This is a genomic window from Intestinibacillus sp. Marseille-P6563 (genome assembly GCF_900604335.1).
Taxonomy (GTDB): domain Bacteria; phylum Bacillota; class Clostridia; order Oscillospirales; family Butyricicoccaceae; genus Butyricicoccus_B.
The window spans coordinates 1,275,153-1,292,221 of record NZ_UWOD01000002.1 but is presented as its reverse complement, the minus strand read 5'-3'; the positions used below and the strand labels follow the sequence as shown (position 1 = coordinate 1,292,221).

Here is a 17,069-nt window from a genome sequence, read left to right as displayed (position 1 = left end):
AATGTTTTTGTGAGTTTCGCACAAAAATAGACCGGCGCCGTTTTACAAAGGCAAACGGCGCCGGAGGGTTATCCCGGAGGGAGAGGGCGGCTCAATTCATAGCAAAACCGGCGGCTCAGGTCGGTTTCAAGCAGGCGGACGGCGTGGGCCCGGTCCCCGGCGCGCAGCGCGTCGAGCAGGGCAGGGCGGTCGACCAGAATGGCGCTGACCTCCTGCATGACCTGCTGCCAGACCGGCTCCGGCCCGGCGGGGGCCAGCATGACGATTGCGCCCTCGATGACAGCACCCGCTTCGGCCAGCGGCGTGGCCGGACGCAGATACCCCAGGCGGCAGCCGGGGACCGCATCGGTTTTGCCGTGCAGCAGCAGCGCCCGCAGGGGCGGCAGGAAAGTATCGCCCAGCCCTTCGCGTCGGAGCAAAACTGCCTGCACGCTTTGGATGCCGCGGGGCGTGTCACAGAACAACCGCGCGGCATACCGGATGAAGTCGCGGCGCGAGCGGGGCGTGGGCACATCCTGAATGACCAGATTGTCCAGCAGTTCCACGATGCAGGCGCTCAGCGCACCGGCATACCGCACATCGGTCTGGGGGGCCGCCTGTGTCCGGGGCGGGGTATCGGGCCGTGCGCGGAAGGCCTCCACGATGCCGCGCAACTGGATGCGGTCTTTTTCCTGCAGGACCGCGCCGACCACGATATGGGGTAGATCGGCTTGGAGCGGCACGGTCGAAATAATCAGGTCAATGCCTTCCCGGCGCAGTGCGTCGGTGTCCAGCCCGCGCATGGGGCACATGCGCTCGACCGTGATCTCGGGCACTTCGCGGTCCAGCTGGCTGGTCAGGAAACGGCTGGTCGCCATGCCCATCGGGCAGACGACCACGGCCCGCAGCCGCCTCCGGGTACGCTCGCATTCTTCGAGCACCGCGCCAAAGTGCATGGCCAGAAAACAGGCCTCTTCGTCCGGGATTTCGGGCAGGGAAGCCGCCTGTCCGGCCTGGTCGCATACCCGGCGCATGGCCTGCCAAAGCGCCGGATATTGGGTGCGCATGGGTTCGAGCTGGGGGTTTTCGATGCGCTCACCCCGCTGGATGCGCACCAGCATGGGCCGCAGATGGGCGCATAAATCGTCGCGCAGGGTGGAAAAACCGGTCAGTTCCACGCCGGTTTCGCGCTCCATACCCTGGATGAGCACCGATGCCAGATATTGCAGATGGATTTCCGACGGGTCATCCCAATCGCGCTTGCCGCAGGCCGCTTGCAGACAGTGGTCGAGATACGCGGCTTCCCCGTCGGGCAGGCGGATGCCGAGCGCCTGCTCGAGTGCGGCCAGCAGTTCTCCCGGTTGGCGTGTCGGGGCGGTTTGGGGCGAAGGCTGGTTGCGCATCTGTCCGGCCAGCAGGGTGATGTGCAGCACCAAAGACAAAAAGGCGCTATCGCTGAAACAAAAGCGGCCTTTGCGTTCCCAATCCTGCAAAACGCCGACCACAGCCGCCATATCATCCCGGTCGAGCAGTTCCAGAGGCGAAGCGGCCGAACGGTCGGATAAAAAGCGCCGCCAGTCCACCTGGGCCAGCTGGGGGCGCAGCCGTACGCCGATGGCGCGGCGCAGGTTTTCGGGCGAACCTTCCAGCCAGACGCCCACTCCGGCCCGGCGGACCAGCGTGACGCCGCGGGCGAGCAGCCAGGCGGCTGCGGCGTCCAGATCGCCCGACAGGGTGTGTTCGGAGATTTGCAGCTGATGGGCCAGATAGGCGGTCTTGACCGGTCCTCCTTCGGCAAACAGCAGGGCAATCAGCCGGTCGATGCGCTCCCGGCGAGACAGGGCGGTCTGACCGCCATCGAGCAGGACGCGCAAGGCGGCGCGGCGGGATTCATCTTCTTCCAGGCGGATGCCCTGACCGGGGCTGCGCACTAAGCGAAACCCGGCAGCGGCCAGCCATTTTTCCATGCCCGGCAGCTCGCGCATGACTGTGCGGCGGCTGACGCCCACGCTTTCGCCCAGCGCCGCAGCCGTGAACCAGACGGGCGGCAATTCGGACAGCTTACGGATGAGCCGGCTGCCGTTGGAGGATAAGCGGGGCAGGCGGGTAGGCTGCTCCATCGGGGGCACCTCCTTTCTTAAAATGGGTGTTTTGTTCATTATACCACAAGCACGTGAAAAATCTTGGATTCCTCCCGCAATTTTGGCGCTGGCCGCTGGTGCCGCGGCGGCGGAAAGGGCCGGATAATACCGGACCGATTTGGGCACCCTGCCTATCTGCGCCCGGCATCAGTGGGCACAAATGCCGAAAACCGCAAAAATGGCATCATCGTTCCGGGACAGTGCCAGGGTATCTTCGCCTTGCCGCGCCGCTGCCGGACAGGTACAATAAAGGCAACGAAACGAAAGCCGAGAGAAAAAGAGAAAAGGAGTTGCCTTTCTTCATGAAAAACGCCATTGCCCGTTTTGGCAAATTCCTCAGCGCCATGGTCATGCCGAACATCGGCGCATTTATCGCCTGGGGCTTTATCACAGCCCTGTTCATCGATACCGGCTGGATTCCGAATGCGAATCTGGCGTCCATTCAGCCGTTCATGCTCACCTATCTGCTGCCGGTGCTCATCGCGGCACAGGGTGGTAAGATGGTCGGCGGCGACCGCGGCCGCGTCATGGGCGCCATCGCGGTGATGGGCTGCATCGCAGGCGTGGGCGGCACCGAAGGCCAGCCCATGCTCATGGGCGCCATGATTATGGGCCCGTTGGCAGGCCTTGTCATCAAAAAGTTTGATCAGGCGATGGAAAACCGCATGCCCGCTGGCTTTGAGATGCTCATCAACAACTTCTCGGTCGGCATCTTTGGCATGATTATGGCCATCATCGGCTATTATGCCATTGGCCCGGTCATGAGCACCATCCTGTCCGTGCTGTCGGCTGGCGTCAGCTTCCTGGTGGAGCACAGCCTGCTGCCGCTCGTGTCCATCTTCCTGGAGCCCGCCAAGGTGCTGTTCCTCAACAATGCCATCAACCATGGTGTCTTTACTCCCATCGGCGCCGAACAGGTCGCCGAAGCCGGCAAATCCATCATGTACATGCTGGAAACCAACCCCGGTCCCGGCCTGGGCGTGCTGCTTGCGTACATGTTCTTCTCCAAGGACCGCGTGACCAAGGGTTCGGCGCCCGGTGCCATCATCATCCACTTCCTGGGCGGTATCCATGAGATTTACTTCCCGTATATCTTGATGAACCCGGCAGTCATCCTGGCGCCCATCGTGGGCAATATGTGCTCGATCTTTTTCTTCTCCATGATGGATGCCGGTCTGAACGGTCCGGCCGCACCGGGATCGATCATCGCATTCACCATGATGTCGCCCAAGAGCGGGATTCTCATCAGCTGGATTGGCGTGGCAATCGCCACGGTGGTATCGTTCGTCATCGCGGCCCCCATCGTTAAGATGGCAGGCGCCAAGAACCTGAACGAAGCACAGGATAAGATGCAGCAGATGAAGGCCCAGGCCAAGGGCCAGGCCATTCCGGCTGCGGGCGGGGCGGTTCATAAGATCGTGTTTGCCTGCGACGCCGGTATGGGCTCGTCGGCCATGGGTGCGACCAAGTTCCGCAACCGCATCAAGGAAGTCCGTCCCGATTTGATTGTCACCAACACCAGTGTGGACAATATCCCGTCGGATGCCGATGTGGTCGTCTGTCAGGAGATTCTGGCCGACCGTGCCCGTGCCTGCGCGCCGCAAGCGCAGCTGGTGACGCTGGCCAACTTCCTGGCAGACCCCAATCTGGATGCGCTGTATGACACGCTGACCTGGCAGAATGCGCCCGCCGCGACGCCGGCTGCGGCACCTGCTGTACCGCTCGACCATACGCTGCTGCGTGCCGAGGGTATCCAGCTCGGTCTGGCGTCGGTTTCCAAGGAAGACGCCATTCGTGCGGCTGGCCGTCTGTTGGTCGAGCAGGGCTGCGTGGATGAGTCCTACATCGACGCCATGCTGGAACGCGAAAAGTTGGTCACTACTTATATGGGTCTGGGCGTCGCTATCCCGCACGGCACGAGCGAAGAAAAGGCGCGTGTCAAGAAATCAGGCGTGGTGCTGCTGCAATACCCCGAAGGTGTAGACTTTGGCGGAGAAAAGGCACAGCTTGTCTTTGGCATCGCCGGGGTGGGCGACGAACACCTCGACTTGCTGGCAAGCATCTGCACGGCCTTGGAGGATGAGGAAGTCCTCCACACCCTCAAGACCACAAATGACCCGGCCTATGTTCTGGGCTGCCTGCAATCTGGAAAGTAAAGAAAAAGCCGTCCCGTGGGACGGCTTTTTTCTCTTTATTCGGCGCAGAGGGTTTCCAGTTCGTGTGTCAGCTCGGCAAAGAGTTTGAGCGCATCGCTGACCGGGGCCGGGGAGGCCATATCGACTCCCGCGCCCTTGAGGAGCGTCACCGGGTCGGCCGAGCAGCCGCCGGACAGGAACGCGAGATAATCGTCCACCGCGGGCTTGCCTTCGCGCAAAATGCGCTGCGACAGCGCAATGGCGGCCGAAAATCCGGTGGCATACTGATAGACATAGAAATCATAATAGAAATGCGGGATGCGTGCCCATTCGAGCGCGATTTCGTCATCGAGGACAATATCCTCGCCGTAGTAATCACGGTTGAGCTGCCGGTACTTAGCCGAGAGCGCTTCGGCGGTGAGCGCTTCGCCCTGGCGGACCTGTTCGCTGCACCACAGCTCAAACTCGGCAAACATGGTCTGCCGGTACAGCGTGCCGCGGAACTGCTCGAGGAAATGGTTGATGAGATAGGCGCGGCGGCGCTTGTCGGTCGTGGTCTTTAAAAGATGCTGCATGAGCAGCGCTTCGTTGCAGGTGGACGCGACCTCGGCGACAAAAATCACGTAGTTCGCATACGTCACCGACTGCTTTTGGTTGGACAGATAGGAATGCAGAGCGTGGCCCATTTCATGCACCAGCGTGAACACATCATCCAGCGTGTCGGTGTAGTTTAAAAGCACATAGGGGTGTACGCCATAGGCGCCCGCCGAGTACGCACCCGACCGCTTGCCCTGGTTTTCATAGACATCAATCCAGCGGTTTTGGAAGCCCTCGCGCAGCAGGGCCAGATAATCTTCGCCCATGGGAGCCAGCGCGTCGAGCGCCAGCTGTTTGGCTTCTTCATAATCGACCTTAACGTCCTGCCCGGCGACCATGGGGGTGTAGAGGTCGTAAAAATGCAGGTCCTCGACGCCCAGCAGGCGCTTGCGCAGGCGGACATAGTCGTGCATGGCCGGCAGGTTTTCGCGCACGGCGGCAATCAGGTTGTGGTAGATGTCCACCGGTACTTCGGTCTGGTCGAGCGAGGCGTGCAGCGCCGAAGGGTAATGCCGCGCCGCGGCGAAGAACTGGAGCTGCTTCATCTGGCTGGACAAAATGGCGGCCGAGGTGTTGCGGAACTGGCCGTATACGCTGTAAAGCGACTGGAAAGCCGATTGCCGCAGCGTGCGGTCGGCCGATTGCAGCAGGGGGACAAAGGTACCGTGCGTGACCGGATGGGGCTTGCCGTCCGTATCGACCGCGTCCGGGAACACCATGTCGGCATCGTTGAGCATGGAGAAAATATCGTCCGGGGCCTGGCTCATCGGGCCAGCGGCAGCCAGCAGGGCTTCGCAATCCTTGGAAAGCGTGTGTTCCTTCTGGCGGCGTACCCGCTGGACGGCTAAACGGTAATGCTCCAGACCGGGTTCTGCGGCAAAGAAGCCTTCGAGCACCTCGTCCGGGATGGCGAGCAGTTCAGGGGTCTCAAAGGCCGACGCTTCGCCCATCGAAACCGCGAGGTTCATAAACTGGGCGCTCATTTCCTGATAGATCGGATTGCGGGTATCCTCATCCGATTTGCGGCGGGCATAGTTGCCGAGTTTGTCCATGGAGAGCGACAGTTCATCCTCCAGACGGAACAGCTTGAGTAGGGTCGCGCCGCTTTCGCCCAGACGGCCCTGAAAGGCGGTCAGCTTTTCGACCTGACCGCGCACCCGGTTTAGTTCGGTGCGCCAGGCGTCGTCGGTGGGGAAAATATCGGCAAGGTTCCAGGTAAAGCGCACGTCCACATCGGCGCGCGCGGGAAGGGTTTGGCTCATGGGGGTATACCTCCTGATTGGAATTGGGTCTTGCCCTTATTATAGCACGCCAGCCTTCAAAAAATAAAAACCACGTGTAAAAAAATTCCCCGCGCACGGGCGCGGGGAAAGATAGGTCATACATCAAACGAAACGCGGGATTGCAAAAACTCGATGAGCGGTTCGGGGTTTAAAATGCGGTAGCGGGTGCCGTTGTGTTCTACAAAAGCCAGCGTTTGGCCGTCCACCAGATTGACACGGAACCAAAACCAGCTGTCCGGATGCGATACCATAAGATCGTGGACAATTGTACCCGCGGTGCCGGACACGCTGTGGCCATTTAACTTGCTGCTGACGCGAAGGTCCAGCGTCGGGACGAGCGCGCACAGGGCGTCCCAGTCATCGTCCGTCAAGTCGGTCAAAGAAGAATGATAGTCTGGGGTGTAGAGCGAAGAATTTATCTGACCCGCCCCCAGCCGTTTGCCGGTAGATTCGGGCAGGGTCAAATGCACGGGGCACAGCCACGCACCCCACAGACAAAGGACGGTCATCACGGCTAAGAAGAGCCGGGGAAGTCGCTGTTTCATGGAGAAGCCCCCTTTCTATGTTCAGCATACCATAGAAAGAAAAATATATCAAATATGGATTTCTGAGGTTGGCTATAAAGTGCAGCAGACTTGTTTTTTGGCGGATACCTATGCTATCATAGAGAAAAACAGCAAGGGGAGAGAGACGATGCCGCTCGAACAATTTTTCCCGGTCTGGGATAAACTCACACCCGCGCAGCAGCAGCGCCTGCGCGAGGCTGCTTCTTTGCGTCAGGTGCCCAAGGGGACGGTGCTGCACAATGGCTCGGCCGACTGTGTTGGGCTGCTGGTCATCCGCTCCGGACGGCTGCGCGCCTTTATGCGCTCGGACGAGGGCAAGGAAGTCACACTTTACCGCCTGTTCGAGCGGGATATCTGCCTGTTTTCCGCTTCGTGCATGCTGTCCAGCCTGCAATTTGACGTGGTCATCGAAGCCGAGACCGACGCGGAGATGTGGGTCATCCCGGCGGGGCTGTATCAGCAGATCATGCAGGAATCGGCGGTGGTCGCCAACTATACCAACGAACTGATGGCCACTCGCTTATCCGAAATCATGTGGCGCATGGACCAAATCTTGTTCAAGCGGTTCGACAGCCGCCTGGCTGACTTTCTGCTCGAGGAAAGCCAGATCGAGCAGACCGACACCCTGTCCATCACCCATGAAAAGATCGCCGCCCATATGGGCACCGCCCGCGAGGTGGTCACACGCATGCTCAAGTATTTCCAGTCGGAAGGCATGGTGCGGCTGGCGCGCGGGGTGGTGGAACTCACCGACCGCAAACGGCTGCGCGATCTGGCCGAATGAAAAAACCGCCGCAGGTGTAACACCTGCGGCGGTTTGTTTTATTTCCAGGGAAATATCATTACGGGATCAGGCTGAGGATGTCATCCTTGCCGCGAGCGCCGATGGCCTGATTGACCACCTTGCCGCCCTGCATAACGATCAGGGTCGGGATGCTCATGATGCGGAACTGTGCCGCCAGTTCGGGCTCAGCGTCTACATCGATCTTGCCGACCTTGAAGCGATCGTTTTCGGCAGCGATCTCTTCAATGATGGGGGCAACCATACGGCACGGGCCGCACCAGCTTGCCCAGAAGTCGATCAGGACCGGTCGGTCGGATTCCAGCACTTCGGACTGGAAGTTATTCTTGGTAATATGGAGAACAGACATTTTCATATGCCCCTTTCGTAGAAGTTTTTTGGATGATTCTAGTATACCCGGTTTGTCGGTTTTCTACCGTGACAAAGTCACCGGTTTTTCGCTTTGCAGATCAGCTGGGTCATGGTGCCCATCGGGCAGTACACACACCACGAACGCGGCTTGAACAGTACCATGGTAATGAGTCCCAGCACGGTCGAAGTGAGCATGACGCTGTAAAACCCAAACGCGAACTGCGCCACCCAGGGGGCAAACAGCGTGCCATGATAGGCCCAGTGCCAGGGCAGCTTGAAGGTCCACAGCAGGGTGACGACCTGACCGAGGTCACGGCTGCCAGCGAACACCAGATAGGTGTTAAACAGCATCAGGCCGAACATGACCATAAAGAAGGTCAAAAATCCGTACCGGAACCATTTGCTTTTGAGAAATGCCGGTACATTATGCTTGCGGGACAGGCCGAACCGTCCGCCGAGCAGGGAAAAGAGCTGGCCGCGGCCGCAGTAGCGGTTGCAATAGGCTTTATTTCCGCCCGCAATGGCGATGATGAGCGGAATCAGAAAACACAACATGCCCAGCCAGGCAAATAGGATGTTGAAAAATCCCAAAATGAGATAGGTCGCGGAAAAAATCCAGAGATAATCGTACCAATGCTTCTGATTCATGCGTCCACCTCCCGAATCTCGATGACCGACGCGGGACAGGCTTTGGCGCACAGGCCGCAGCCGACGCAAAGGCCGGGGTCCACCTGGGCAAAGATGCCCTTTTCCACATGGATGGCCGCTTTGGGGCACACTTTCACACAACAGCCGCACGCAACGCACAGGCTTTCATCGACCTCAGCCCGGCGGGGGCGGCGCTTGGTTTGCTGCATCATTCGGTTCCTCCTCGGGGCTGCCCAGATGGGCAGGCCTTTCATCTTGATGCAGTCAGTATACTACAAAGATTCGCGGCCGACCGTGATGAGGTCACAGTTGCTGAAGTCGCTCCAAAATCACGACATCGGCTTCGCAGAAGGGGAAGTCAGTCAGCTCCGCCGGCGTGACCCACCGCAAATCGGATGGTTCGATCTTCTGCGGCTCGCCGGAAAGAATCGTGGATTCATATAGCCGCAAATGGATGGTCTTGTCCGGGTAATCGTGGGTGACTTCCATAAACAGGCCGCCGACTTGCACTTCGATGCCGAGTTCTTCCCGGCATTCGCGCGCGAGGGCCTGTTCGGGCGTTTCGCCCGGTTCAATTTTGCCGCCGACAAATTCCCATTTGAGCGGATGGGACTGCCGGGGTGGACGCTGACAGATCAAAATGCGTCCGTCCCGACGGATGAGGGCCGCAACGACTTCGGTTGCCATAGGGGATGCCTTCTTTCTTACAGGCTTTCGGCTTCGCTCAGCCAGAGTTCGCTGACCGCATCACTCGGCATGCGCCAATCGCCGCGGGGCGAGAGCGTGACCGAACCGACCTTGGGGCCGTCAGGCAGGCAGGAACGCTTGAACTGCTGGATGAAGAAGCGGCGAGTGAAGATGACCAGCCATTTTTTGATGGTTTCGTCATCGTAGGTGCCCTGGAAGGCCAGACGCGCGACGCGGAAGATTTTGCGCGGCGAATAGCCGAAGCGCACCATATAATACAGGAAAAAGTCATGCAACTCATAGGGGCCGACCAACTCTTCGGTCTTTTGGCTGATTTCGCCGTCCTTGGGCGGCAGCAGCTCGGGCGATACCGGGGTGCCCAGCACGTCGAGCAGGCTTTCTTTGAGTACCCCGGACGCATGCGCGGCTTCATAGGCGGTTAGATAGCGCACCAGCGTTTTGGGGATGGAGGCATTGACACCATACATACTCATATGGTCGCCGTTGTAGGTCGCCCAGCCGAGCGCGAGTTCGGAAAGGTCGCCCGTACCGATGACCAGACCGCCCATTTCGTTGGCAAGGTCCATCAGCACCAGCGTACGGGTACGCGCCTGCGCGTTTTCAAAGGTGACGTTCTGGTTGTCCCAGCTGTGGCCGATGTCCTCGAAATGCTGGTTGACCGCAGCCTTGATGTCCACGGTGTGCAAGGTCGCGCCATAGCCTTCGGCCAGACGCATGGCGTTGGACTTGGTGCGCGTGGTGGTGCCGAAGCACGGCATGGTCACGGCGTGGATGCCGCTGTGGTCGATGCCGAGGATATCAAACGCATGCACGGTCACGATGAGCGCGAGCGTGGAATCCAGGCCGCCCGACAGGCCGATGACCGCGGTCTTGCAGCGGGCATGCTGCATGCGGGTGGCCAGACCGGTGGCCTGCATGTGCAGGATCTCTTCGCAGCGGATTTCCAGATCGGTCTTGTCGGTCGGGACAAAGGGGGTCTGGGCAAACGGACGGGTCAGGACCGTGTCGCGCAGCGGCAGATCAAACGGAATTTCCACGCAGGTACCCGGCTGCGCTTCAAAGGTGTTCATGCGGCGGCGTTCATGGAGCAGACGGTCCAAATCCAGTTCGGAATACACGATGCCGGTCGAAAAACGCTTGCTCTCGGCCAGAAGGGCGCCGTTTTCGGCGATCAGGTCATGGCCGGAGAACACGAGGTCCTGGGTCGATTCGCCCATGCCAGCGTCGGCGTAGACATAGCCGCACAGCAGGCGAGCCGACTGGCCCTTGACCAGTTCACGGCGATAGGCTGCCTTGCCGATGGTCTCATCCGAAGCCGACGGGTTAGCGATCACGGTTGCACCGGCCGCGCTCAGGTAGGAGCTGGGCGGATTGGCCACCCACAGATCTTCACAGATCTCGCAGCCGAGCACGAACGAGGACAGTCCAGTGCAGCGGAACAGCAGGCCGTCGCCAAACAATGTCTCCTGACCGCAGACCTGAACGGTCATGGGTTGAATGCCTCTACCAGATGTAAAATGTCTGGCTTCATAAAACTCTGAGTAATTAGGAATGTTGTGCTTGGGCACCAGACCGAGCAGCTTGCCGCGGCAGATGACCGCCGCTACATTATATAAGGCGCCGCCCAGGCGGAAGGGCATGCCAACCACCAGCACAATGGCATGGCGGGCCGAAGCGTCCAGCACGCGGGTGAGCGCCTGCTCGGCGCCGCGCAGCAGGCTGTCCTGCAAGAAGAGGTCGCCGCAGGTGTAACCGGTCAGGCACAGCTCGGGGAATACGAGCAGGGCCGCACCGTTTTCGGCCGCCTCGGCGGCCATGGCTTCCACGCGGGAAGCGTTATACGAGCAGTCGGCCACCCGGATGCGCGGGGTCGCGGCTGCAACCTTTAAAAATCCGTCTTTCATAGGGGAAATATCCTCCGAATTCCTTAAAATACGATTACTTTTATTATATCCCGGTTTTCCCATCGATGCAACCGAAATGCCGCTCGAAAACGCGCGCCAAAAAACGAGGGCAGGAACTTTCCTGCCCTCGCATGGGGGTCTGACTTATGTATGATACATCTTATATAGACCTTGAAAAACAAGGAAACCGGCCAGACAACCGATGAACCCTAAAATGATGTCATCCACATCAAAGGTACCGGTCAGAGTCAGGCGCTGGAAAACTTCCAACCCGACGCAAAACAGGGCGCACACGCCGAGGAACGGGCCGAATCGGCGGAAACGGGCAAAGCCCCACGGCAGCAGCACCCCGAATGGCAGCAGAACGAGGATGTTGCCGAACAGATTGCGTAGCGCAATGGTGCTGGGCAGCTGACTTAGATACAGGCCAATGGTCTGGAACGGCACGTAGTTGTGCGGAAGCCAGCCATAGTATTCCAAATACCATTGCATTTCCTGTCGATACCCGACAAGGCTGTCCATACGGGTGAACACAAAGGCGGCAACCAATAGGACAAAGTAGCCGAGGAGCGCCAGACGGGCATAACGTTCTTTCTTCATTAGGGTATATCTCCTGAACAAAATCGAAACGTATGAGATTTCCGGAACATCTCTATATCAAGAATACCAAATTTGGGTTATAATTCAAATTGACAAAATAGACAAAAATAGGATGCAAAAAAGACAAATAATACAAAAAAGGAGAAGGTTTCCCTTCTCCTGATCCCACGCCGTTCGGAAGCGCTTATTCGAGATTGAGTTTTTTGGACAAGATGCGTTCGGTGCCAATCGCGAACACAGCCAGTTCGATGAAGTTCCAGAGGATCATACCGATCAGCAGCACATGCATGTTAGCTGTGGGGGACAGCTGCGCCAACCAAGCACCGATGTACAGATTGGAAGCCCCTACAAGAATCAGGACAAACCCGCTGATGAAACTCAGCGCCATCGAGATGATGATATACGCCACCACACTCATCATCACGCGGTGCTTTCTGGCCAGATGGCCGATCGCCATGGAAACATAGACGTGAAACAGGGCCGCCAAGGCAGTCAGAATACACATCACAATAAATTCGATCACATACAGCGGCCAAGCCGGATACTGGATGTTGAGCTGATGGAGCACCCGCGCCCAACCCTGGAAATCAAAGAGGTTGGCCAGCAGGCCGAGCGGGTCCGCAGTTGCACCAAGCCCCAAAATCAAAATGGAAATCATCGCTGCAATGCCGCTTACCACCGACATCACAAAGGCGACCGTTGCCTTGGACGCGACCAGATGCCAGGTCTTGACCGGCAGGGTAAACATCAGATACCCTTCGTCACACAAAAGACCTTTATAGAACCGCTGGATGATAACCACCGTGGTCAGGACAAACAAGGCGACCAGCACACCGAAGTACGCGAAGGCAGCCACTGCCTGAAACAGACCCAGAATGTTGCTGAAAAGCGATCCGGTACCTAGAAACGAGGAACCGCTCATCAAACTGCCGCTGCCGATCTTTTCGGAAAAAGCATTGATAATGGATACCGCAATAACTGCCAGATAGATGGGCAGCAGGGTGCGGGCAATGGATTTGAATTCATATTTGCAAAGCTTGCGATACATCAAGAAAACCCCCTTTCGATTACACACCGTAAGCGAAGATCTCGCGGAAGAGCTGATCGACCGATTTGCCTTCGTTTTCGCGGATGTTGTCCACGGTATCGTGACGCACAACGTGTCCGGTCTGCAAGAAGATGGCTTCATCCAGCACGCGCTCGATGTCAGCAATCAAATGCGTGGACAGCATGACCGTACCATCTTCATTATAGTTGGTCAAAATGGTGTTGAGGATAAAGTCACGTGCCGCCGGGTCCACGCCTGCAATTGGTTCGTCGAGCAGGTACAGTTTGGCTTTCCGGCTCATGATAAGCGCGAGCTGGACTTTTTCCTTGGTGCCCTTGGACATGGTCTTGAGCCGCTGGTTGGGACCAATATTCAGCGCTGCCAGCATCTCGACCGCCTTGGCGCGGTCAAAGTTCTCATAAAAGTCGGCAAAAAAGTCGGTCAAATCACAAGTCTTCATCCAGTCGGCAAAGTACATGCGGTCAGGCAAATACGAGATTACACTTTTGGTATGGATGCCAGGCGCATGCTCGTCGATGGTCAATATGCCGGATGTGGGCTGCAAAAGTCCGCAGAGTAATTTTATAAAGGTCGTCTTGCCCGAACCGTTGGGGCCTAAGAGACCTACGATGCGGCCGCTGCCGATGGTCAGATCGATGTGGTCGAGCGCCGGTACCGCGCTATAAGTCTTGGTCAGCCCGCGGGCAACGATCAAAGATTCATTCATGATTTATCCTCCTTTTCCCATTGTGCGATGAGCGAGCGTGTCTGCTCATCGGTGTAGCCGAGTGCGCGCATGGATGCCAGGAAGGCATCGATGCGGCCAAACGCCAGTTTGCGCCGCGTGTTTTGGATGAGCTCCAAGTTTTCGGTCACCGTCCGCCCCGCGGTGCGCCGAGTTTCGGCGAGCCCCTGATTTTCCAGTTCGGCAAGCGCGCGCTGCATGGTATTGGGGTTGACACCCGCTTCGGCGGCCAGTGCCCGCACCGACGGCAAAGCGCCGCCTGGTTCGTATTCGCCCGATACGATGCGCAGGGTGAGCTGTTCGGTCAGCTGGACCCAGATCGGCCGGTCATCGGTAAACTTCCAATTCATGCCCGTTCCTCCTTTGTGTCGTTGTACTAAGTGCTTAATACAAGCATACAGATAGCAAGGCCGTTTGTCAAGAGGGGAAAGGAAAATTTTTTTGTGAAACTAGAACGTTTGAGAAAACCATTTCGCAACAGGAAATTTCAAGAAGAATAGACAAAATATCAAAGGCACACTTGGCAGATTTGTGAATATCTTTGGGAATCAAACCGTGATACACTCTTACTGTAAAGGACTAAGGAGGAAACGATATGACGCCAAAGCAAAGGTGGTACTGCTTTTGGGGAATCCTTGTGATCAGTATACTCTTACTGGCGGCATTGCTCTGGGTTGCGCTTCAGAATCCGCAAGCATCTTTTTATACGGTCATCAGCAATCTATGGGATAGCATTACGGGCGCATAATGGTTTATATGATAGCCGGAAAGGACGGGATGTACAATGAAACGATGGCTTGCGATTGTCTGGCTGATCGCCTACATGGCGTTTTCCAGCGTGGAGTTTGCCCTGTTTGCGCAGGACCTCGCAATCTGGGCGCCTGTCTCCATGATGCCCAATCTGTTGCCCGGCGTTCTGGCGACTGCATCGGCGCTGCTGTGCGGTCTGTGTTTCCCGGGGAATCTGCCGGCGTGGGGCCGGACAAAAATCGTTCTGGGAATTCGGCTCGTCCTGCTGGCGTTTGTGCTGTTCTTTGTGCTGCGGTGGAGCGGCATTCTGCCCGGCGCGCTGCCGCCGCTGCTGCGGATGCTGGAAACTCGATGCCCCGCGTGGGTCGTCCATGCGGCCGCCTTTCTGGCCGGCTATGGCTGGACGAGCAAAAATCCAAGATATTCCTGAAAATAACGGCCAAATTTGCCGTATGAATCCACCGCTCACCCGTTTGGGTGGGCGGTTTTGTTTACATAGAATTTTCTTTTGGTGAAGTTTTGGGTAAGATTTGTGAAATTTTAGACAAGTTGTGAAAAGGTACGCAAGGATGCGCAATTTGCTATATTTCTTTTGTTTTATTTCTCCAAAAATGCGCCGTTAAATTATTGACAAAGTGTTTGGATGCGTTATAATAGTCATAGACGCGCGAAAAAGCGCGCCCAAAATACACAAGCCTTTATAGTAGAAGGCGGCGCTGTAACACCACCCGCAAAAGCTGAAGAAGAGGCGGGAGAGCGTACGCTGGTCTGGCTATAAAGAGGGCAAGGCCCGCGTATTGAAATTCATGAATGAATAAAATTTTGGGAGGTTTCACAGCATGGATTTTAGGCTTACAAAACAGCAGGAAATGATGCAGAAGCTCTGCCGTGAGTTTGCGGTAAACGAGATCGAGCCGATCGCGGCTGAGATCGACGAGCAGGAGCGTTACCCGATCGAGACGGTTGAAAAGCTCCGCAAGTACGGTCTGATGGGCATTCAGTTCCCGAAGGAACTGGGCGGCTCCGGCGGCGACACCATCTGCTACTCGATCGCAATCGAAGAAGCATCCAAGTTCTGCGGCACCACCGGTTGTATCCTGTCGTCCCACGCAACTCTGGGCGCATGGCCGATCTTCAAGTACGGCACCCCGGAGCAGAAGGAAAAGTGGCTCCGTCCTCTGATCGACGGCCATAAGACCGGTGCATTCGGTCTGACCGAACCCAATGCCGGTACCGACTCGGCAGCTCAGCAGACCGTTGCTGTTAAGCAGGAAGACGGCACCTGGCTGATCAACGGCTCCAAGGTATTCATCACCGGCGGTGGCGTTGCTGATACATATGTAATCTTCGCAATGACCGATAAGTCCAAGGGCAACCATGGTATTTCGGCATTCATCGTTGATAAGGATGACCCGGGCTTCAAGATCGGTAAGATCGAGCATAAGATGGGTATCCGCGGCTCCCAGACCTCGGAGCTGATCTTTGAAGACATGAAGCTCCCGGCAGACCGTCTGCTCGGTAAGGAAAACGGCGGCTTCAAGATCGCTATGACCACCCTGGACGGCGGCCGTATCGGTATCGCTTCTCAGGCACTGGGTCTGGCACAGGGCGCTCTGGACAAGGCTGTTCAGTACATGAAGGAGCGCGTACAGTTCGGCCGCAGCCTGGATAAGTTCCAGGGCCTGCAGTGGATGGTAGCCGACATGGCCACCAAGATCGACGCAGCTCGTCTGCTCGTTCGCCGCGCTGCTTTCAATAAGGACCATGACCTTCCGTACACCAAGGAAGCGGCTATGGCAAAGCTGTTCGCAGCAGAAGTTGCTATGGACGTTACCACCAAGTGCGTACAGATCTACGGTGGTTACGGTTACATCCGTGAGTACCCGATGGAACGCATGATGCGCGACGCAAAGATCACCGAAATTTACGAGGGCACTTCCCAGGTACAGCGTATGGTTATCGCCCGCGAGGTTCTCAAGAAGTAATCAAGGGAGGAAAACTGAAATCATGAAAGTAATCGTTTGTGTAAAGCAGGTACCGGACACCTCCGGTAAGGTAGCGGTAAATCCGGACGGCACGCTGAACCGTGCATCGATGGCAACGATCATCAACCCGGACGACAAGAACGCCGTAGAAGCAGCGCTGACCCTGAAGGACAACACCGGCTGTGAAGTTGTTGTTGTAACCATGGGTCCCCCGCCGGCAGAAGGCATGCTGCGTGAGCTGCTGGCAATGGGTGCAGACCGTGGCGTGCTGGTATCGGCACGTGAGTTCGGCGGTTCGGACACCTTTGCAACCTCCCAGATCCTGGCTGCTGCAATCAAGAAGATCGGTCTGGAAGCAGACGACCTGGTACTGTGCGGCCGTCAGGCAATCGACGGCGACACCGCTCAGGTAGGTTCGCAGATCGCTGAAAAGCTGAACATCCCGCAGATCTCCTACGCTGCCGACATCAAGAAGGACGGCGCAAAGGTAACGGTAAAGCGTATGCTGGAAGACGGCTACATGCCCATCGAGACCCAGACTCCGTGCCTGCTGACCTGCATCAAGGAGCTCAACGAGCCCCGTTACATGTCGGTTGGCGGTATCTTCGACTGCTACAACAAGCCGGTCGACGTATATGACTACAACACCCTGAAGGATGATCCGCTGATCGAGCTGGACACCATCGGCCTGAAGGGTTCTCCCACCAACATCTTCAAGTCGTTCACCCCGCCGCAGAAGGGCCAGGGCCGCATGCTGGAAGGCGCGGACAAGAACACCTGCGCAGAGCTGGCTGCTGAACTGCTGAAGAAGCACATCATCTAATTTC

17 protein-coding genes are annotated in these 17,069 nt (G+C 57.4%); 5 read left to right on the top strand and 12 right to left on the bottom strand.

Annotated elements, in window-relative coordinates; all coding sequences use genetic code 11:
• Positions 1-68: 68 nt before the first annotated feature.
• On the bottom strand, positions 69-2,099 hold the full coding sequence (locus tag EFB11_RS14565) for a BglG family transcription antiterminator (RefSeq protein WP_122790941.1): 2,031 nt from the start codon (positions 2,097-2,099) through the stop codon (positions 69-71).
• A gap of 323 nt (positions 2,100-2,422) precedes the next feature.
• Here EFB11_RS14565 and EFB11_RS14560 point away from each other — a divergent pair, with 323 nt between their 5' ends.
• Entirely contained in the window at positions 2,423-4,276 is a 1,854-nt protein-coding gene (locus EFB11_RS14560) for a PTS mannitol transporter subunit IICBA (protein WP_122790939.1), read from the top strand.
• 35 nt (positions 4,277-4,311) lie between these two features.
• Here the strand turns inward: EFB11_RS14560 and pepF are convergent, their stop codons facing one another.
• Together pepF and EFB11_RS14550 are read right to left on the bottom strand one after the other, a co-directional pair.
• Positions 4,312-6,114 carry an oligoendopeptidase F gene (pepF, locus tag EFB11_RS14555; RefSeq protein ID WP_122790937.1) on the bottom strand — a complete coding sequence of 601 codons (1,803 nt, stop codon included), beginning with the start codon at positions 6,112-6,114 and terminating at the stop codon, positions 4,312-4,314.
• Positions 6,115-6,230: 116 nt separating this feature from the next.
• The gene (locus tag EFB11_RS14550) at positions 6,231-6,680 is read right to left on the bottom strand and encodes a hypothetical protein (protein ID WP_122790935.1); all 450 of its coding nucleotides are present in this window, start codon (positions 6,678-6,680) and stop codon (positions 6,231-6,233) included.
• Between the two features lie 148 nt (positions 6,681-6,828).
• Between EFB11_RS14550 and EFB11_RS14545 the strand changes: the two genes are divergently transcribed.
• Positions 6,829-7,485, top strand: coding sequence for a Crp/Fnr family transcriptional regulator (locus EFB11_RS14545; RefSeq protein WP_122790933.1), 657 nt, complete (start codon positions 6,829-6,831; stop codon positions 7,483-7,485).
• A gap of 58 nt (positions 7,486-7,543) precedes the next feature.
• Here the strand turns inward: EFB11_RS14545 and trxA are convergent, their stop codons facing one another.
• From trxA to EFB11_RS14500, 9 genes are all read right to left on the bottom strand, one after another.
• Positions 7,544-7,852: a thioredoxin gene (gene trxA / locus EFB11_RS14540; protein WP_122790931.1), complete on the bottom strand. Its 309-nt coding sequence runs from the start codon at positions 7,850-7,852 to the stop codon at positions 7,544-7,546.
• Between the two features lie 77 nt (positions 7,853-7,929).
• Positions 7,930-8,502: a 4Fe-4S binding protein gene (locus tag EFB11_RS14535; protein WP_122790929.1), complete on the bottom strand. Its 573-nt coding sequence runs from the start codon at positions 8,500-8,502 to the stop codon at positions 7,930-7,932.
• Positions 8,499-8,711, bottom strand: coding sequence for a 4Fe-4S binding protein (locus EFB11_RS14530; RefSeq protein ID WP_122791332.1), 213 nt, complete (start codon positions 8,709-8,711; stop codon positions 8,499-8,501). The genes EFB11_RS14535 and EFB11_RS14530 overlap by 4 nt, the downstream gene beginning before the upstream one ends.
• A 94-nt stretch (positions 8,712-8,805) precedes the next feature.
• Positions 8,806-9,189 (bottom strand): 8-oxo-dGTP diphosphatase MutT, encoded by a 384-nt coding sequence (gene mutT / locus EFB11_RS14525; RefSeq protein ID WP_122790927.1) that lies wholly within the window; start codon positions 9,187-9,189, stop codon positions 8,806-8,808.
• Between the two features lie 17 nt (positions 9,190-9,206).
• Positions 9,207-11,114 (bottom strand): NAD(+) synthase, encoded by a 1,908-nt coding sequence (locus EFB11_RS14520; RefSeq protein ID WP_122790925.1) that lies wholly within the window; start codon positions 11,112-11,114, stop codon positions 9,207-9,209.
• 144 nt (positions 11,115-11,258) lie between these two features.
• Positions 11,259-11,714 carry a VanZ family protein gene (locus EFB11_RS14515; protein WP_122790922.1) on the bottom strand — a complete coding sequence of 152 codons (456 nt, stop codon included), beginning with the start codon at positions 11,712-11,714 and terminating at the stop codon, positions 11,259-11,261.
• 184 nt (positions 11,715-11,898) lie between these two features.
• A complete protein-coding gene (locus EFB11_RS14510; RefSeq protein WP_122790920.1) occupies positions 11,899-12,762 on the bottom strand; it encodes a hypothetical protein in 864 nt (287 codons plus the stop codon).
• 19 nt (positions 12,763-12,781) lie between these two features.
• Complete coding sequence (locus EFB11_RS14505; protein ID WP_122790918.1) at positions 12,782-13,489, bottom strand: ABC transporter ATP-binding protein; 708 nt, start codon at positions 13,487-13,489, stop codon at positions 12,782-12,784.
• Positions 13,486-13,857 (bottom strand): GntR family transcriptional regulator, encoded by a 372-nt coding sequence (locus EFB11_RS14500; protein ID WP_122790916.1) that lies wholly within the window; start codon positions 13,855-13,857, stop codon positions 13,486-13,488. The genes EFB11_RS14505 and EFB11_RS14500 overlap by 4 nt, the downstream gene beginning before the upstream one ends.
• Before the next feature lie 434 nt (positions 13,858-14,291).
• Between EFB11_RS14500 and EFB11_RS14495 the strand changes: the two genes are divergently transcribed.
• From EFB11_RS14495 to acrB, 3 genes are all read left to right on the top strand, one after another.
• The gene (locus EFB11_RS14495; protein WP_122790914.1) at positions 14,292-14,687 is read left to right on the top strand and encodes a hypothetical protein; all 396 of its coding nucleotides are present in this window, start codon (positions 14,292-14,294) and stop codon (positions 14,685-14,687) included.
• A gap of 409 nt (positions 14,688-15,096) precedes the next feature.
• On the top strand, positions 15,097-16,242 hold the full coding sequence (locus tag EFB11_RS14490) for an acyl-CoA dehydrogenase (RefSeq protein ID WP_122790912.1): 1,146 nt from the start codon (positions 15,097-15,099) through the stop codon (positions 16,240-16,242).
• A 22-nt stretch (positions 16,243-16,264) separates the two neighbouring features.
• Positions 16,265-17,065 carry an acryloyl-CoA reductase electron transfer subunit gamma gene (acrB, locus tag EFB11_RS14485; protein WP_122790910.1) on the top strand — a complete coding sequence of 267 codons (801 nt, stop codon included), beginning with the start codon at positions 16,265-16,267 and terminating at the stop codon, positions 17,063-17,065.
• The last annotated feature ends 4 nt before the right edge of the window (positions 17,066-17,069 follow it).